Source organism: Serpentinimonas barnesii (genome assembly GCF_000696225.1).
GTDB classification, from domain to species: Bacteria; Pseudomonadota; Gammaproteobacteria; order Burkholderiales; family Burkholderiaceae_C; genus Serpentinimonas; species Serpentinimonas barnesii.
Map to the genome: position 1 here is coordinate 1 of NZ_BAWN01000033.1, position 15,976 is coordinate 15,976.

A 15,976-nucleotide genomic window follows, 5' to 3' on the forward strand; every position below is an offset into this window, starting at 1 on the left:
ACACCGGTCGATGCGGTCACGCTCAACCCGGAGCGCGACTCGGTCATCAAAGCGGCTGTGGCGGGCGCACATATTCAGGCGGCGGCTGCATGATTCAGGCGACAACTATCTTGACATGCGCCGTCACCAACGTCACCATCCGCATGGAAGACGCCGGCGCACTCAAGCGCAAGCTCTACGGCTACTTCATGGAGCACGCCAAAAAGGTTGGCCCCGCGCTCATGGACGGCAAATCCATAGGCGGCATCGACCGCCTGCTGTATGCGCTGGGCAACCTGATGGTCTATGGGCCGCTGCGCAACACGCTGGGTTTTTCGCGCGTGCGCGTGGCCTACACCGCCGGTGAGGCCATCGGGCCGGATTTGTTTACCTTCTACCGCTCCATCGGCATCAACTTAAAGCAGCTCTACGGCTCCACCGAGACCGCCGTGTTCGTCTGCCTGCAACCCGACCACGAGGTGCGCGCCGACACCGTCGGGGTGCCGATCGAGGGCGTAGAAATCAAGCTGGCCCCGAACGGCGAAATCCTGGTCAAGTCACCGGGCCTGCTCAAGGAATACTACAAAAACGAAAAAGCCACGCGCGAGGTGCTCACCGACGACGGCTGGTACCACACCAGCGACGCCGGCTTCATCGACGCCAGCGGGCACCTGAAAATCATCGACCGCGTCAAAGACGTGGGCCGCATCAAGGGCGGCGCCAACGACGGCGCCTTGTTCGCCCCCAAATACGTCGAGAACAAACTCAAGTTCTTCCCCTACATCAAAGAGGTGGTGGCCTACGGCGACGGGCGCGAGCGCGTTTGCGTGTTCATCAACATCGACCTCGAAGCCGTGGGCAACTGGGCCGAGCGGCGCAACCTGCCCTATGCCGGCTACACCGATCTGGCCGGCAAGCCCGAGGTGCTGCAACTCATCAAGGGCTGCGTGGAGCAAGTCAACGCCGACCTCAGCCGCGACGAGTTGCTGGCAGGCAGCCAGATCGCCCGCTTCCTGGTGCTGCACAAAGAGCTCGACCCGGACGACGGCGAGCTCACCCGCACCAACAAGGTGCGCCGCGGCTTCATCGGCGAGAAATACGCGGTGCTGGTCGATGCGCTCTACGGCGGCAAGGCCGAGCAGTTCATCGAAACCCAGGTCAAGTTCGAGGACGGGCGCACCGGCAAAGTGAGCGCCACGCTCAAGCTGCTCGACGCGCAAACCTACTCCCCCGTCAAGGCCGCCGCATGAAGCATTCACCCATCCACCGCGCACAGGGTCAACGGAGCAAGGCATGAGCAAGAAAAAGATCGGCGAGGTCATCCTCGATGTGCAAAACATCAGCCTGCGCTTTGGCGGCGTGAAAGCGCTGAGCGACATTTCCTTCGATGTGCGCGAGCACGAGATTCGCGCCATCATCGGCCCCAACGGCGCTGGCAAGAGCTCGATGCTCAACTGCATCAACGGCGTCTACAAGCCGCAAGAGGGCTCCATCACCTTCCGCGGCCAGACCTTCAAGCACATGAACAGCCGCCAGGTGGCCGAGCTGGGCGTGGCGCGCACCTTCCAGAACCTGGCGCTGTTCAAGGGCATGAGCGTGATCGACAACCTCATGACCGGGCGCAACCTGCGCATCAAAAGCAACCTGCTGCTGCAGGCGCTGCGCTGGGGTCCGGCCGAGCGCGAAGAAACCGAGCACCGCGAGAAGGTCGAACGCATCATCGACTTCCTCGAAATCCAGGCGCACCGCAAAACGCCGGTGGGCCAGTTGCCCTACGGCCTGCAAAAGCGCGTGGACTTGGGCCGCGCGCTGGCCATGGAGCCGCAGGTGCTGCTGCTCGACGAGCCCATGGCGGGCATGAACGTGGAAGAAAAGCAGGACATGTGCCGCTTCGTGCTCGACGTGAACGACGAGTTCGGCACCACCATCGTGCTGATCGAGCACGATATGAGCGTGGTGATGGACATTTCCGACCGCGTGGTGGTGCTCGACTACGGCAAAAAAATTGGCGATGGCTCACCGGGCGAAGTGCGCGCCAACCCGGACGTGATCAGCGCCTATCTTGGCACCAGCCACTAAAGGAGACGGCAAATGGGATTTTTAATTGAAACCGTGATCGCCGGGCTGATGAACGGCGTGCTTTATGCGCTGGTGGCCTTGGGCTTCGTGCTGATCTTTAAAGCCTCGGGGGTGTTCAACTTCGCCCAAGGCGCGATGGTGCTGTTTGCCGCGCTGGCCATGGCGCGCTTTGCCGAATGGCTGCCCGAGTGGCTGGGCTTTGAGAGCCTGCTGCTGGCCAACATCCTGGCCTTTGCCATAGCCGCCTTCCTCATGTTTCTGTTTGCTTGGGCGGTCGAGCGCTTGGTGCTGCGCCACTTGGTGAACCAAGAGGGTGTGGTGCTGCTCATGGCCACGCTGGGCATCACCTTCTTCATCGACGGCTTTGGCCAGACCATTTTTGGCAGCGACATTTACGCCATCGACCTGGGCCTGCCGGCCGAGCCGATCTTCATCCTAGAGGGTGTATTCCCGGGCGGCCTGCTGATCAACTCCGACGACCTCGTCACCGCCCTGATGGCCATTGCCATGGTGGCCCTGCTCACGCTGTTCTTCCAGAAAACCGGCACCGGGCGCGCCCTGCGTGCCGTGGCCGACGACCACCAGGCGGCTCAGTCGGTGGGCATTCCGCTGGGGCGCATGTGGGTGATCGTCTGGTTCATGGCCGGCCTGACCGCGCTGGTGGCCGGCATGATCTGGGGCGAGAAGATGGGGGTGCAGTTTGCGCTCACCTTCGTCGCCCTCAAGGCGCTGCCCGTGATCATTCTGGGCGGCCTGACCTCGGTGCCTGGGGCCATCGTGGCCGGCCTGATCATCGGCGTGAGCGAGCAGTTGGCCGAGGTCTATATCGGGCCGCTGGTCGGCGGCGGCATCCAGATCTGGTTTGCCTACGTGCTGGCGATGGTGGTGCTGCTGTTCCGACCGCAGGGCCTGTTTGGCGAAAAAATCATCGACCGCGTGTAAACCTCGCTCAGGACGAACGGAATCATCATGTTTTACCGCGAAAACGGTCAGTTCAAGACCACCTACCAATCCGACCAGCAGATCTTTGGCGTCAAGCAAGACCGCATCGCCATCATCGCGCTGATCGCCTTTGCCTTCATCGGGGTGCCGCTGCTGGCCGATGAGTACCTGTTTCGTGCCATTCTGGTGCCCTTTTTGATCTTGTCGCTGGCCGCCATCGGGGTCAACATCCTGGTGGGTTACTGCGGTCAGATCTCGCTCGGATCGGGTGCCTTCATGGCGGTTGGGGCCTACATGGCCTACAACGTCTTCATGCGCGTTGAAGACGTGCCGCTGATTGTGGCCCTGCTCTCGGGCGGCTTCTTTGCCATGGTGGCGGGCATCATCTTTGGCATTCCGAGCCTGCGCGTTAAGGGCCTGTATTTGGCGGTGGCCACGCTGGCGGCGCAGTTCTTTTTCGATTGGCTGTTTGTGCGCGTGAAATGGTTCACCCTCGACAGCCCCGCCGGAACCGCCGAAGTGAGCAACCTGAGCGTGTTCGGCTGGCAGATCGCCTCCCCGCTGGACAAATACCTGTTCGTGCTCGGCTTTGTGGTGGTGTTTGCGCTGCTGGCCAAAAACCTGGTGCGCGGCCCCATAGGGCGCGAGTGGATGGCGATCCGCGACATGGACGTGGCCGCCTCGGTGATCGGCATCCGCCCCATGTACGCCAAGCTCACCGCCTTTGCCGTCAGCTCCTTCATCATCGGCGTGGCCGGGGCGCTGTGGGCCTTCATCCACTTGGGCTCGTGGGAGCCGCTGTCTTTTGACATCAACCGCTCGTTCCAGCTGCTGTTCATCGTCATCATCGGCGGCCTAGGCTCGATCATGGGCTGCTTCTTTGGTGCCGCCTTCATCGTCATCATCCCGATTGCGCTGAACCAGTTGCTGCCTTGGTTTGGCAGCCTGTTCGGGGTCGAAATCTCGACCGCCATGGTGGGCCACGCCGAATTCATGATCTTTGGCGCCTTGATCGTCTGGTTCCTGATCAAGGAACCGCACGGCTTGGCCAAGTACTGGAGCATGGCGCGCCACAAGCTGCGCCTGTGGCCCTTCCCGCACTGATTTTTTTCCGTTGGCAGGCAGCGCCCGACACCTCGCTGCCCGCCCTTTTCCTTGTGCCAGGTGTTTGATTTTAGGAGACATTTGATGAGACTGCGAAAACTCGCGCTGTCCGCAGCCCTGGCCATGGCTGCAGCGGCCACTGCCCTGAGCACCAGCTTGGTCATGGCCCAGGCCCCGGCCGCTGCCCCGGCCTCGGCCACGGCCACGGTGCAATTCTTCCCCAGCCTAACCGGGCGCACCGGCGCCGTGGCCCCCAACGCCGCCCCCTTTGCCAACGGCTATGCCGACTACATGAAGCTGGTCAATGCGCGTGGCGGCCTCAACGGCGTGCAGACGCTGGTGGAGGAGTGCGAAACCGCCTACGCCACCGACCGCGGCGTGGAGTGCTACGAGCGCCTGAAAGGCCGCCACGGTGGCGCCACGGTGTTCCAGCCGCTCTCGACTGGCATCACCTTCGCCCTGATGCCGCGTCTGGCTGTTGACAAAATCCCCATGATCACCTCCGGCTATGGCCGCAGCGACACCGCCGACGGGGCCATCTTCCCGTGGGTGTTCCCGCTGCTGGGCCACTACTGGATCGCGGGCGACGTGCTGATCCAGCACATCGCCGCCAAGGCCGGCGGATTCGAGCGCCTGCGCGGCAAAACCATTGCCGTGGTCTATCACGACAGCCCCTTCGGGCGTGAGGTGTTGCCGATCATCAACCGGCGTGCCGAAATGCACGGCTTCCAAGTGCTGGCGCTGCCGGTGCCGCCCCCCGGCGTGGAGCAGCGCGCGATCTGGCTGCAAATCCGCCAGCAGCGGCCCGACTACGTGATCATGCAAACTTGGGGCGTGATGACCGCCACCGCCATCCGGCAAGCGATCGCCACCGGCTTTCCGCGTGACCGCATGTTTGGCACCTGGTGGAGCGGGGCCGAGCCCGATCTGCGCGACATCGGCGCCGACGCCCGCGGCTACAGCGCCGTCATGATGCAGCACGGCCAAGCGCGCAACTCCGAGGTGGTGCGCCAGATTCTGGCCCAGGTTCACGACCGTGGCCAAGGCACCGGCCCGCGCACCGAAGTGGGCGACGTGCTCTATATGCGCGGTGTGGTGGGTGCCATGCTGGCCACCGAAGGCGTGCTGCGGGCGCAAGAGCGCTTTGGCCGTGGCCGCCACATGACCGGCGAGCAAGCGCGCTGGGGCTACGAGAACCTCAACATCACGCAAGCGCGGCTCGATGCGCTGGGCTTTGCGGGCGTGTTGCGCGGGCCCATCGCCACCTCGTGCCGCAACCACGTGGGCACCGCGCTGATGCGCATCCACACTTGGAACGGCAGCGGTTTCGACTGGACCTCCGACTGGCTGCAAGCCGACATGAACGTGATTACGCGCATGATCACGGCCTCGGCCGAGTCGTTTGCGCGCGACAACAACATCACCCGCCGCACCGAGGCCGGCTGCTGATGGTTTGATGCAGCCCCTGCCCGCGCACCCCTACGCAAGGGGTGCGCGGGAACTGCCGGGTTGCCTGCGCACCGTGTTGGAGCGCAGCCACAGCCCGCAGTCGCATGCCCTGTGCCCAGCGCCCTGCGCTGGACGCGGGCAGCCGACTGCCCCACCCGCCCCCGTTTTTTCGTCCGAGGTTCAACCATGAGCACCCCCTCCATCGTCATCAACGTCAACGGCATCGAGGTCATTTACAACCACGTCATCTTGGTGCTCAAGGGCGTCTCGCTGCAAGTGGCCGATGGCCAGATCGCCGCCCTCTTGGGTGGCAACGGCGCTGGCAAAACCACCACCTTGCGCTCCATCTCCAACCTGCTCAAGGCCGAGCGCGGCGAAGTCACCAAGGGCAGCGTGGAAATGCGCGGCGAGCGCATCGACCACCTCAGCACCTCCGATCTGGTCAAGCGCGGCGTGGTGCAGGTGATGGAAGGGCGGCACTGCTTTGCCCACCTCACCATCGAAGAAAACCTGCTCACCGGGGCCTACACGCGCAGCGGCAAGGCCGAAATCGCCGCCAGCCTAGAAAAGGTCTACAACTACTTCCCGCGCCTCAAAACCCGGCGCACCAGCCAGGCCGCCTACACCTCGGGCGGTGAGCAGCAAATGTGCGCCATCGGCCGCGCCCTGATGGCCAACCCAAGCGTGCTGCTGCTCGACGAGCCCTCGATGGGGCTGGCGCCGCAAATCGTGGAAGAGGTGTTCGAGATCGTCAAAGACCTGAACCAGAAAGAGCGCGTGACCTTCCTGATCGCCGAGCAAAACACCAACATGGCGCTGCGCTACGCCGACTACGGCTACATCATGGAGAGCGGCCGCATCGTGATGGACGGCAAGGCCGACGACCTGCGCAACAACGAAGACGTGAAAGAGTTCTACCTCGGCATGGGTGGCGACGAGCGCAAGAGCTTCAAGGACGTGAAGAGCTACAAACGGCGCAAGCGCTGGCTGGCTTGAGGCGCGCCACCCCACCCCACACACCGAAGCCACACCATGCCCGCCCACTTCGACGCCTTGGAAACCCGCGCCCCGGCCGAACGCGAAGCCGCCCTGCTGGCGGCCCTGCCCGCGCACGTGCGCCATGCGCAAACGCACAGCGCCGCCTACGCCGAGCTGCTGGCAGGCGTGAGTCCCGATGACATCACCAGCCGCCACGCCCTGGCCCAACTGCCGCTGCTGCGCAAGGGCGATCTGCTGGCGCGCCAGCAAGCCAGCCGCGCCGCCGGTGGCGACCCCTTTGGCGGTTTTTCCACCATCGGCTGGCTGGGCCAGCGCCACGTGGGCGGAGCCCGGCGGGTGTATCAGTCGCCCGGCCCCATCTACGAACCCGAAGGGCTGCAACCCGACTACTGGCGCGTGGCGCGGGCGCTGGTGGCGGCCGGGTTTGAGCCCGGCGAGTTGGTGCACAACTGCTTCAGCTACCACCTCACGCCCGGCGCCTGGATGATGGAAAGCGGTGCCCAAGCCCTGGGCTGCACCGTGATTCCGGGCGGCGTGGGCAACACCGAACAGCAACTGGCGGCGATCGCCGACCTGCGCCCCAGCGCCTACACCGGCACCCCGAGCTTTTTGCGCATTCTGGTCGAGAAGGCCGAGCAGACCGGGCAGCGGCTCTCGATCCGCAAGGCGCTGGTCTCGGGCGAGGCCTTTCCGCCTTCGCTGCGCGACTGGCTGCTAGAGCGCGGCATTGCCGCCTACCAGTGCTACGCCACCGCCGACGCTGGCGTGATCGCCTACGAAACGGCGGCGCGCCAAGGGCTGGTGCTGGACGAGCAGGTGCTGCTCGAAATCGTGCGCCCCGGCACCGGCGACCCGGTACCGGATGGCGAAGTGGGCGAGGTCTGCGTCACCGTGTTCAACCCGGACTACCCGCTGCTGCGCTTTGGTACTGGCGACCTGTCGGCCACCTTGCCCGGCCCTTGCCCGACCGGGCGCAGCAACACCCGCATCAAAGGCTGGCTTGGGCGCGCCGACCAGACCACCAAGATCAAGGGCATGTTCGTACACCCGGCCCAAGTGGCCGAAATCGCCCGCCGCCACCCCGAGGTGCGCAAGGCGCGGCTGGTGGTGAGCGGGGCCATGGCCGACGACCACATGAAGCTGCAAGTCGAGCTCCACACCCCCAGCACCCCAGCCGATGCCGACTTAGCGAAAGCGCTGACCCAGACCCTGCGCGATGTCACCAAGTTAAACGGCCAGGTGGAGTTCCTTGCCGCCGAGGCACTGCCCAACGACGGCAAGGTGATCGAGGACGCGCGCCGTTACGACTGAGGTCGATACAGGTTGAGCGTGAGGCGCTCGCGCTCGATCGCCCGCGCCACCGCTGGCAGGGCAGCAAACTGCTGCGACAGCGCCCATGTGGCGGGCAAGGTATGGGGGTCGATCCCGGCCAGCCCGCCCCAGCGCAGCAGCGTGAGTGCGTAGCCATCGAGGGCACCAGGCTGCTCGCCGCTGAGCCACGGCGTGTCCTTGTGCGCCACCCACTGTTCGATTTCGGCCAGTTCCTTGCGGTATTGCACCAAGGCCTGCGCCTTGATGGACGCCTGGGCGGCAGCGTCGTCGCTGAACTTTTGCGGGGCAAAAAAGTGCGAGAAAGTCGGGTGCGCGGTGTTGTTCATCCACAGCAGCTTCTCCAGCGCCCGGGTGCGCGCCAAGCCCGCTGGCGGCAACAAGCCGGCCTCTGGAAAGCGCTGATCCAGGTGCAGCACAATGGCCACGATTTGGCTGATGGCGTCCGACCCGTCGACCAGCACCGGCACCTGGCCATGCGGATTCAGGGCCAGAAACTCGGCACTGCGCTGCTCGCCGCGTTGCAATTTAAGCAACACCGGCTCGAAGGTTGCGCCGGCCAGCTCCAACGCAGCGTGCGCCACAAAAGAACAGGTCCCGGGTGCAAAATACAGTTTCAGACTCATGCGCGTCTCCAAAAAATAAGGTGCCAGCGGCTGCGCATCATAAACCGCCGCGCGCAATGGCTTACAGTAGCAGCCATGCCCCATGCCACCCCAAGATGAGCAGCCCCACCCCCTCTGTTGTCCGCTCGGCCCCGCTGGGCTTGGCCGCTTGGCGCAAACGCTTGGCGGCGGTGCGCTTGCCCTTGGTCAGTCCGCCCGATGTGCTGCAAGCCCTGCAAGACCCCGACCTGCCCAGCCCGCGCCTGCTCGAAGCCCTGAACCGCGACCTGCCGCTCGGGCTGGCGGTGATGCGCGAAGCCCAGCGCGTGCTGCCCAAAGGGCAGCGCGTCAGCAACCTGGCGCACGCGCTGGGCGTGCTGGGCCTGACCCGCCTTTATAAATTGATCGACACCCTAGGCCAGCAGCGGCTCGACCCAGAGCAGCCGGGCCATCTGCACCTGGCCGAGGCGCTGCAAACCAGCCGCCTAGCGGGGCATCTGGCGCTGCAATTCGCCCAGATCGAGCCCGGCAACGACGGCCTGGCGCGCATGGGCGCGGTGCAGGCGCAAAACGTGGCCGAATGGTTGCTGCCGGTGGCCGCGCCCGCCTTGGCCGAAGCGCTGGCGCAACGGGTGCAGGACAACGAGCGCCCGGCGCGGGTGGAGCAAGAGCTGCTGGGCTGCACCCTGCAGCAGCTCAGCGCCGCCGTGGCGGTGGACATGGGCCTGTTTGAGGCCGAAAGCGCCAGCTTGCTGCACGCCCTCGAACCGGCGCGGCTGGGGCGCGCCGCCCGACTGGCTTGGGTGGGCACCAACCCGCCCGAAATCCCGACCGAACTCGGACGCTGGCTGTACCGGCCCAGCACCCTGCCTTCGCTGCTGCAAATGCTGGCGCACGAGCTGATGCACGACTGGCACAGCCGCCGCAGCAGCGTGCTGCTCAAAGCCATCGCCACGCACCGCCGCCTCAAGCTCGACGAGGTGCTGGCCGCCACCCGGCGCGCCGCCATCTTGGCCAGCCAAGAGCCGCATCTGTGGGCCTTTTGCGCCGCCCCGGCGGCGCGGCTGCTGTGGCCACCCCAGCCACGCCTGCGCCGCCTGCGCCGCGGTCACGCCGCCGAGCCGGCTGCGCTGGAACCCGCCCAGCCAGCAAGGCCCGCAGCCCAAGCTGCTCCACCTGCCGCCCAAGCGGCGGCAACGCGCAACGCCCCCAGCCCGGCCGCACCCGCACCGCGCCCCAAGCCAGCACCCGAGCACCCGAGTTCGGTGGAGCCGGGCAGCCGCGCCCGCCTGCTCATCGACCTGTTCGTCAACGACTGCCGCGATGGCCGCCATGCCGACCTGAGCACCTTCTTTCGCGCTTTCAAGCTCAGCTTGGCCGATGGGCTGGGCCTGGAGCGCTACGCGCTGTTTTTGAAGATGTCGCAGGCCGAGCAACTGGTGTGTTTTTTGGCACGCGGTTTTGGGCCCGACATCGAGCCGCGCCGCTACAGCCTGGCGCTGGATGGGCACAACCTGATCGCCAAGGTCTTTGCGCAACCCAATGGGTTCTTCATGGCCGAGCGCGCCCGCGCAGCCGGGCTGCGCGCCCTGCTGCCCGAGAAGCTGCGCCCCGAGCTGCTGCCCAGCGGGGCCGTGTGGGGCGCGGTCAGTGTGAACCAGCGCTCGGTCGGGGTGTTGTGGGCCGACTGCGGCCCTGAGGGTGGCGACCTCGACCCGGTGCAGTACGCCGGCTTCAAGCTGCTGGTGCGCCACTTTGGCGATGAGCTCACGCGCCTGATGCGGGTGCAAAAGAGCCAGACCGTGTTCGCCGATTCCAGCCGCCTTTAAAGCGGCTCTGCAAAACCCTGCTGCCCCAGAGGCATCACTGCCAGCCAAGCTGAAACGCTTCCTGCGCGCGCCCCTGCTCCAGCAGGCTCAGCACCTTGGCCTGGTAGGCGGCGATGGGCTGCTCCAGATCCACCACGATCTCCACGCGCCGGTTCTGCGCCCGGTGCTCGGGCGTGGCGTTGTCGAGCACGGGCCGGGTTTCGGCCAGGCCGCTGATGCGCAGCCGCTCTTGTTGCACCGCGCCCTTGGCCAGCAGCGCGTTGGCCACGGCAGCCGCGCGCGCCGCCGACAAATCCCAGTTGGAGGCGTAGCGCGCGCTGCGCATCGGGATGTTGTCGGTGTGACCCTCGATGGCAATCTTGCCCGGCACCTGCGCCAGCGTGTCGCCGATGCGGCCCAAAATCTCGGTGAACTCCGGTGAGAGTTGCGATGCGCCCGAACCAAAGGAGCCGCGCTCCTCGATGCGGATGATGATGCGGTCTTCTTCCTGTTGCAGTTGCAACTTGCCGGCCTGGATTTCGGCCGCCAGTTGCTGCGCCACCTGGGCGGCGGTGCGCTCGACCTGCTGCTGCGTTTGCTGCTCCACCTGCGCCAGCACCTGCGCGGTGTGGGTGCGCAAGCGCGGGTCGTCTTGCTGGGTTTGCTGGCGCACCTCGTCGAGCAGGGTCGGCTCGGGGCGGCCGGGGGAAAAATGGTCGAACACCGGGCTGGTGCCCATGGGGATTTCCATCGCCGGCACCTCGCGCTGCACGCCAAAGGCCTTTTCCAGCGATTCGGCAATCTGCTTGAATTTGGTGGCGTCGATCTCGGCAAACGAGAGCAGCAGCACAAAAAAGCACATCAAGAGCGACATCAGGTCGGCAAAGGTCATCACCCAAGCCGGCATGCTGCGCGGCTCTTCGGGCGGGTCTTCCATGGCCATGGCTTCAGGCCTCGGCTTTGCGCTGCTTGGGCGGCAGGTAGCTGCTCACGAGCTGCTCGACCACGCGCGGGTTGCTGCCACTCTGAATGGCGGTCACGGCGTCGATCAGCATGGCGTTCATGCGCGCCTCTTCGGTCATGCGCAGGTTGAGCTTATCGGCCAGGGGCAAAAAGATCATGGTCGCCATCACCGCCCCATAGAGCGTGGTGAGCAGCGCCACCGCCATGGCCGGGCCGATGGAAGCCGGGTCCTCCATATTGGCCAGCATCTGCACCAGCCCGATCAGGGTGCCGATCATGCCCATGGCCGGGGCCACATCGCCCATGGCAGAGAACACCTTGGCGCCCCAGCGGTGCCGCTCCAGCGTCAGCAGGCGCTCTTTTTCCAGCTTGGAGCGCACCACCTCGGGGGCGTGGCCATCGACCATCATCTGGATGCCCGTTTTAAACAAAGCCACCTCGGTGTCGTGGCCGTCGAGCGCCAAAAAGCCCTCTTTACGGGCAATGCGCGAGACCTCCATGATCTCTTCAATCAGGGCGTCGGTGGCGGGCAGCTTGAACTTGAAGGCCTTGATCGCCACCTTGAACGCGCCCAGAAACTGCTGCAGGCTGAACTTGGACAGCACCACGAAGACGCTGCCGCCAATCACGATCAGCACCGAGGCCGGATCCAAAAAACCGCCCGGGTCGCCGCCGACAAAAATGGCCGCCATGACGATCACCATGGCGCCGACCAAGCCTATGAGGGTAGCGATGTCCAAGGCGCAAACTCCTGTTCGTGGCCGCCACGGTGACCTTGGGCGGCAGTTCGATTTCGACGCACAGCACCCAGCCGCACACCAACTGCCCCGAGTATATTGAGCTTAAACGGCCGGCATTTGAAAATCCGACCAATTTTGCAGCTTGGTGCGCCCGCTGGGGTGCCGCGCTTTGGCTCAGACCGCGCTTTTGCGCGCAGCGGTTTTGCGCACGGCGGTTTTGCGCACGGCCACGGGCTTGGCCGCTGGCTCTGCTGCGCCAGCCTTGGTGGGCTTGCGCGCTGGGGTTTTGCGCGCGGCGGCGGGCTTGGCGGCAACCGTGGCGCTGGCCTGGGTTTCAGTTTGGGCGGCAGCCGGTTTGGCTGCGGTTTTGCGTGCGGCTGGCTTGCCCACCCCCGCCTTGCCCGCACGCGGCTCGAACTCGAAACCCACCTTGCCTGCCGCCGCGTCCCACACCAGGTAGGCTTTGAAGGTGCGCCGGGTTTTGTTGGAAACAAAGCGCTGCAGCAAATCGGTTTTGCCGCCGTGCAGCAGCTTGCCCATCTGCTCGGGTTCGATCACCTGCTGCAAAATCACGGCCCCGCTCTTGAAGTCGCAGCTAGTCTCGGCCTGCACCGAACTGGGCACGGCGTGGCTGCACACGTACTGGCTGCCGTGCGCATACACCGGGCTGGCGCACTTGGGGCAAGGCCCGAGTGGCGTGGCGGCGCTGAAGTCGGCCAGCTCGCCGCTGGCCTCGCCCTTTTTGTCGTCGCCAAAGTCGAACTCCAGCTTCCAGTTTTGCTCCTCGGCGTTAAAGGCCAGCGCCAGCTCGGCCACGAAGGGCCAGCCGGCCTTGGAGCGAAAGCCCTGCAGCGGGCCGATGCGCTTGTCGCGCAAAAAGGCCTCGGCCTCGGGCAACTCGAAGGTGCGCCCGGCGGGCGACTTGCCAAAGGAAAAGCCGCAGCCCTGGCCAGACCCGGCCGTGGCCCCCTCGGCACCATCGGCCCCTGCAACCCCTGCGGCCCCGGTGCAGGCGTAGCGGCGGTAGTTTTCGCGCACCACGCCGCCGCAGTGCGGGCAGGGGGCGCCCAAGGTGGCGTAGTCGCCCGGCACGCTGTCGCGGTCGTATTCCTTGGCCTGGCGCACCATGCGCTCGGTCAGATCGGCGATCTGGCGCATAAAGTCGGCGCGGCTCAACTGCCCGCGCTCCATCAGCGCCAGCTTGTGCTCCCACTCACCCGTCAGCTCGGGCTTGCACAGCTCTGGCACCTGCAGGCCGCGCAGCAGCGTCATGAGCTGGAAGGCCTTGGCCGTGGGAATGATCTCGCGCCCCTCGCGCAGCAGGTAGTTTTCGCTCAGCAAGCCTTCGATGATGGCGGCGCGCGTGGCGGGCGTGCCCAGCCCCTTGTCGGCCATGGCGCTGCGCAGCTCTTCGTCGTCGATTAGCTTGCCCGCGCCCTCCATCGCGCCCAGCAGCGTGGCTTCGTTGTAGCGCGCCGGGGGCCGGGTTTGCAGGGCCTTTGCGGCGGCCTCGGTGTTGCGCACGGTTTCGTCTGGTTGCACCGGCACCAGGCGCTGGCCTTTGTCGCCGGCCTGCGCGCCCTCGGCTTCGTCGGCCGCTTCCTTGCCATAGACCGCCATCCAGCCCGGCTTGACCAGCACCTTGCCTTCGGTCTTGAAGGCGTGGCTGGCCGTGGGCAGCCGCACGGTGCTGATGCGGGTGGTGAGCAAAAACTCGGCCGGCGGAAAAAACACCGCCAGAAAACGGCGCGCCACCAGGTCGTAGAGTTTTTGCTCGGCCTCGCTCAAGCCGCTGGGGGCTTGCAGGGTGGGGATGATGGCGAAGTGGTCGCTCACCTTGGCGTTGTCGAACACGCGCTTGCTGGGCCGGATGTAGCCGTGCTCGATTGCGGTGCGCGCGTGCGGGGCCAGGTGCGCCAAGCCGCTGGCGGCCAGCATGGCCACGGTTTGCTGCACCGTGGGCAGGTAGTCTTCGGGCAGGGCGCGGCTGTCGGTGCGCGGGTAGGTCAGGGCCTTGTGCCGCTCGTACAGGCTCTGCGCCAGCGCCAGCGTGGTTTTGGCGCTAAAGCCAAAGCGGCCATTGGCCTCGCGCTGCAAGCTGGTGAGGTCGTACAGCAGGCCGCTGGCCTGGGTGCTGGGTTTGGATTCTTCGCTCACCTGCGCCGGCTGGCCGCGCACGGCGGCGGCAATGGCCTCGGCCGCCGCCGCGTTCCAGAGCCGATCCGCCTTGAGTTCGGCATCGGCCGCCTCGCCGCTGGGTTTTTTAAAGGCCGGGTCGAACCACTTGCCCGCGTAGCTGCCCGCCTGGGCCGCGAAAGTGGCGTGGATTTCCCAGTAGTCGCGGCTTTTGAAGGCGCGGATTTTTTCTTCGCGCTCGACCACCACCGCCAGCGTGGGCGTTTGCACCCGGCCCACGGTGGTGAGGAAGAAGCCGCCGTCGCGGCTGTTAAAGGCCGTCAGCGCCCGGGTGCCGTTGATGCCCACCAGCCAATCGGCCTCGGAGCGGCTGCGCGCGGCGTCGGCCAGCGGGCGCATCTGCGCGTCGCTGCGCAGGTGCGCAAAGCCGTCGCGTATCGCCTGCGGCGTCATGGACTGCAGCCAGAGCCGCTCGACCGGCTTGCCCAGCCCCTTGCTGCCACCGGCGTACTGCTCGATCAGGCGAAAGATCAGCTCGCCCTCGCGCCCGGCGTCGCAGGCGTTGATCAGCGCGCCCACGTCTTTGCGCTTGGCCAGCTTGACCACGGCGTTCAATCGGCCTTTGGATTTTTCGATCGGCCTCAAGTCGAACTGCGGCGGGATCACTGGCAGGCGGGCAAAGCTCCACTTGCCGCGCTTGACCTCGTAGGCCTCGGGGGCGGCGATCTCCACCAAATGCCCGACCGCCGAGGTCACGATGTAGCGTTCACTCTCGTGGTACTCGTCGTGTTTCTCGAACTTGCCCGCCAGTGGCGTCAGGGCGCGCACCAGGTCGAGGGCGACCGAAGGTTTTTCGGCAATGACCAGGGTTTTGTTGCTGTTGTTCATGCTCATCATCTCTACAATCCGCTCCCATGCGCGCACGCGCGCCCATGCATGAGTTAACCTTAGCAAAGTTTTGGCCCGTTTCCATGAAATGCGCCCAAGCAGCCCCACCCGTTTTCTCCCCGCACCCTGCCCACCGCGCCTGAGCTGCCCATGACCGACGCCCGCCTTCTGGCCGATTTGCACGCTGCCGCCGAATCGGTGTGGCAAGACGTGGTGCCTCTGTGCCCCGGTTTTGCGGTCGAGGTGCTGCCGCGCATCGACTCCACCAACTCCGAGCTGATGCGCCGCGCCCGCGACGGCGCGCTGCACCCGCTGCTGCTGGTGGCGGCCGAGCAAAGCGCGGGCCGGGGCCGCCAGGGTCGGCAGTGGATCAGCCAGCCCGGGGCCTCGCTCACTTTTTCGCTGGGCTTGCCGCTGCAACCGGCCGATTGGTCGGGGCTGTCGCTGGCGGTGGGCGTGGCCCTGGCCGAGGCCCTGCACCCGCAGGTGCAACTCAAATGGCCCAATGACCTGTGCTGGCAAGGCCGCAAGCTCGGCGGGGTGCTGGTCGAGACCGCCTCGCTGGGCGCGCAGCGCTACGCGGTGATCGGGGTCGGCATCAACCTGCAAACCCCCGATCTGCTGCCCGGTGCGGCACCCAACACGGGGCTGCAGCCGCTGCCCGCTGCCGGCCTGCTGGACTTGGTGCCGGATGCGCCCCGGGGTGCGGGCCATTGGCTGCGGCGCGTGGCGGCCCCGCTGCTGCGCCAGGTGCTGGACTTCGAGGCCCAAGGCTTTGCCCCCATGATGGCGCGCTACGCCGCCCTTGATGCCTTGGCCGGGCGCGCGGTGCGCCTGTCCGACGGCCGCGAGGGCGTGGCCGATGGGGTGCGCGCCGATGGGGCGCTGTGGCTGGCCACGGCCAGCGGGCGCACGCCGGTGTGGCAAGCCGAAGTGAGTGTGCGCCCGTGCTGAG

Annotated in this window: 12 protein-coding genes and 1 pseudogene; 9 read left to right on the plus strand and 4 right to left on the minus strand. The window is 66.0% G+C overall.

The window, feature by feature from the left end; translation table 11 throughout:
- Positions 1-122: 122 nt before the first annotated feature.
- The 7 genes and pseudogenes from SRAH_RS09825 to SRAH_RS09855 all read left to right on the plus strand — a co-directional run.
- A pseudogene (locus SRAH_RS09825) lies at positions 123-1,229 on the plus strand (AMP-dependent synthetase/ligase); the annotation flags it as partial.
- 43 nt (positions 1,230-1,272) lie between these two features.
- Positions 1,273-2,058, plus strand: a complete 786-nt coding sequence (locus tag SRAH_RS09830) for an ABC transporter ATP-binding protein (RefSeq protein WP_029463176.1) — start codon at positions 1,273-1,275, stop codon at positions 2,056-2,058.
- A gap of 12 nt (positions 2,059-2,070) precedes the next feature.
- Positions 2,071-3,000 (plus strand): branched-chain amino acid ABC transporter permease, encoded by a 930-nt coding sequence (locus SRAH_RS09835; RefSeq protein ID WP_029463177.1) that lies wholly within the window; start codon positions 2,071-2,073, stop codon positions 2,998-3,000.
- Positions 3,001-3,027: 27 nt separating this feature from the next.
- On the plus strand, positions 3,028-4,104 hold the full coding sequence (locus SRAH_RS09840) for a branched-chain amino acid ABC transporter permease (RefSeq protein ID WP_029463178.1): 1,077 nt from the start codon (positions 3,028-3,030) through the stop codon (positions 4,102-4,104).
- An 84-nt stretch (positions 4,105-4,188) separates the two neighbouring features.
- On the plus strand, positions 4,189-5,553 hold the full coding sequence (locus SRAH_RS09845; RefSeq protein ID WP_029463179.1) for an ABC transporter substrate-binding protein: 1,365 nt from the start codon (positions 4,189-4,191) through the stop codon (positions 5,551-5,553).
- 186 nt (positions 5,554-5,739) lie between these two features.
- Complete coding sequence (locus tag SRAH_RS09850; RefSeq protein ID WP_029463180.1) at positions 5,740-6,549, plus strand: ABC transporter ATP-binding protein; 810 nt, start codon at positions 5,740-5,742, stop codon at positions 6,547-6,549.
- 36 nt (positions 6,550-6,585) lie between these two features.
- A complete protein-coding gene (locus SRAH_RS09855) occupies positions 6,586-7,863 on the plus strand; it encodes a phenylacetate--CoA ligase family protein (protein WP_029463181.1) in 1,278 nt (425 codons plus the stop codon).
- Here the strand turns inward: SRAH_RS09855 and SRAH_RS09860 are convergent.
- Positions 7,854-8,507, minus strand: a complete 654-nt coding sequence (locus tag SRAH_RS09860) for a glutathione S-transferase family protein (RefSeq protein ID WP_029463182.1) — start codon at positions 8,505-8,507, stop codon at positions 7,854-7,856. The genes SRAH_RS09855 and SRAH_RS09860 overlap by 10 nt on opposite strands.
- A 95-nt stretch (positions 8,508-8,602) precedes the next feature.
- Between SRAH_RS09860 and SRAH_RS09865 the strand changes: the two genes are divergently transcribed.
- The gene (locus tag SRAH_RS09865; protein WP_029463183.1) at positions 8,603-10,315 is read left to right on the plus strand and encodes an HDOD domain-containing protein; all 1,713 of its coding nucleotides are present in this window, start codon (positions 8,603-8,605) and stop codon (positions 10,313-10,315) included.
- Positions 10,316-10,349: 34 nt separating this feature from the next.
- Here the strand turns inward: SRAH_RS09865 and tssL are convergent, their stop codons facing one another.
- The 3 genes from tssL to SRAH_RS09880 form a co-directional block, all read right to left on the minus strand.
- Positions 10,350-11,237 carry a type VI secretion system protein TssL, long form gene (tssL, locus tag SRAH_RS09870; RefSeq protein WP_197537876.1) on the minus strand — a complete coding sequence of 296 codons (888 nt, stop codon included), beginning with the start codon at positions 11,235-11,237 and terminating at the stop codon, positions 10,350-10,352.
- 4 nt (positions 11,238-11,241) lie between these two features.
- Positions 11,242-11,997, minus strand: coding sequence for a flagellar motor protein PomA (gene pomA / locus SRAH_RS09875; RefSeq protein ID WP_029463185.1), 756 nt, complete (start codon positions 11,995-11,997; stop codon positions 11,242-11,244).
- A 174-nt stretch (positions 11,998-12,171) separates the two neighbouring features.
- A complete protein-coding gene (locus SRAH_RS09880) occupies positions 12,172-15,021 on the minus strand; it encodes a DNA topoisomerase III (RefSeq protein ID WP_029463186.1) in 2,850 nt (949 codons plus the stop codon).
- 150 nt (positions 15,022-15,171) lie between these two features.
- Between SRAH_RS09880 and SRAH_RS09885 the strand changes: the two genes are divergently transcribed.
- Positions 15,172-15,975 carry a biotin--[acetyl-CoA-carboxylase] ligase gene (locus SRAH_RS09885; protein WP_045477108.1) on the plus strand — a complete coding sequence of 268 codons (804 nt, stop codon included), beginning with the start codon at positions 15,172-15,174 and terminating at the stop codon, positions 15,973-15,975.
- Position 15,976 lies beyond the last annotated feature (1 nt).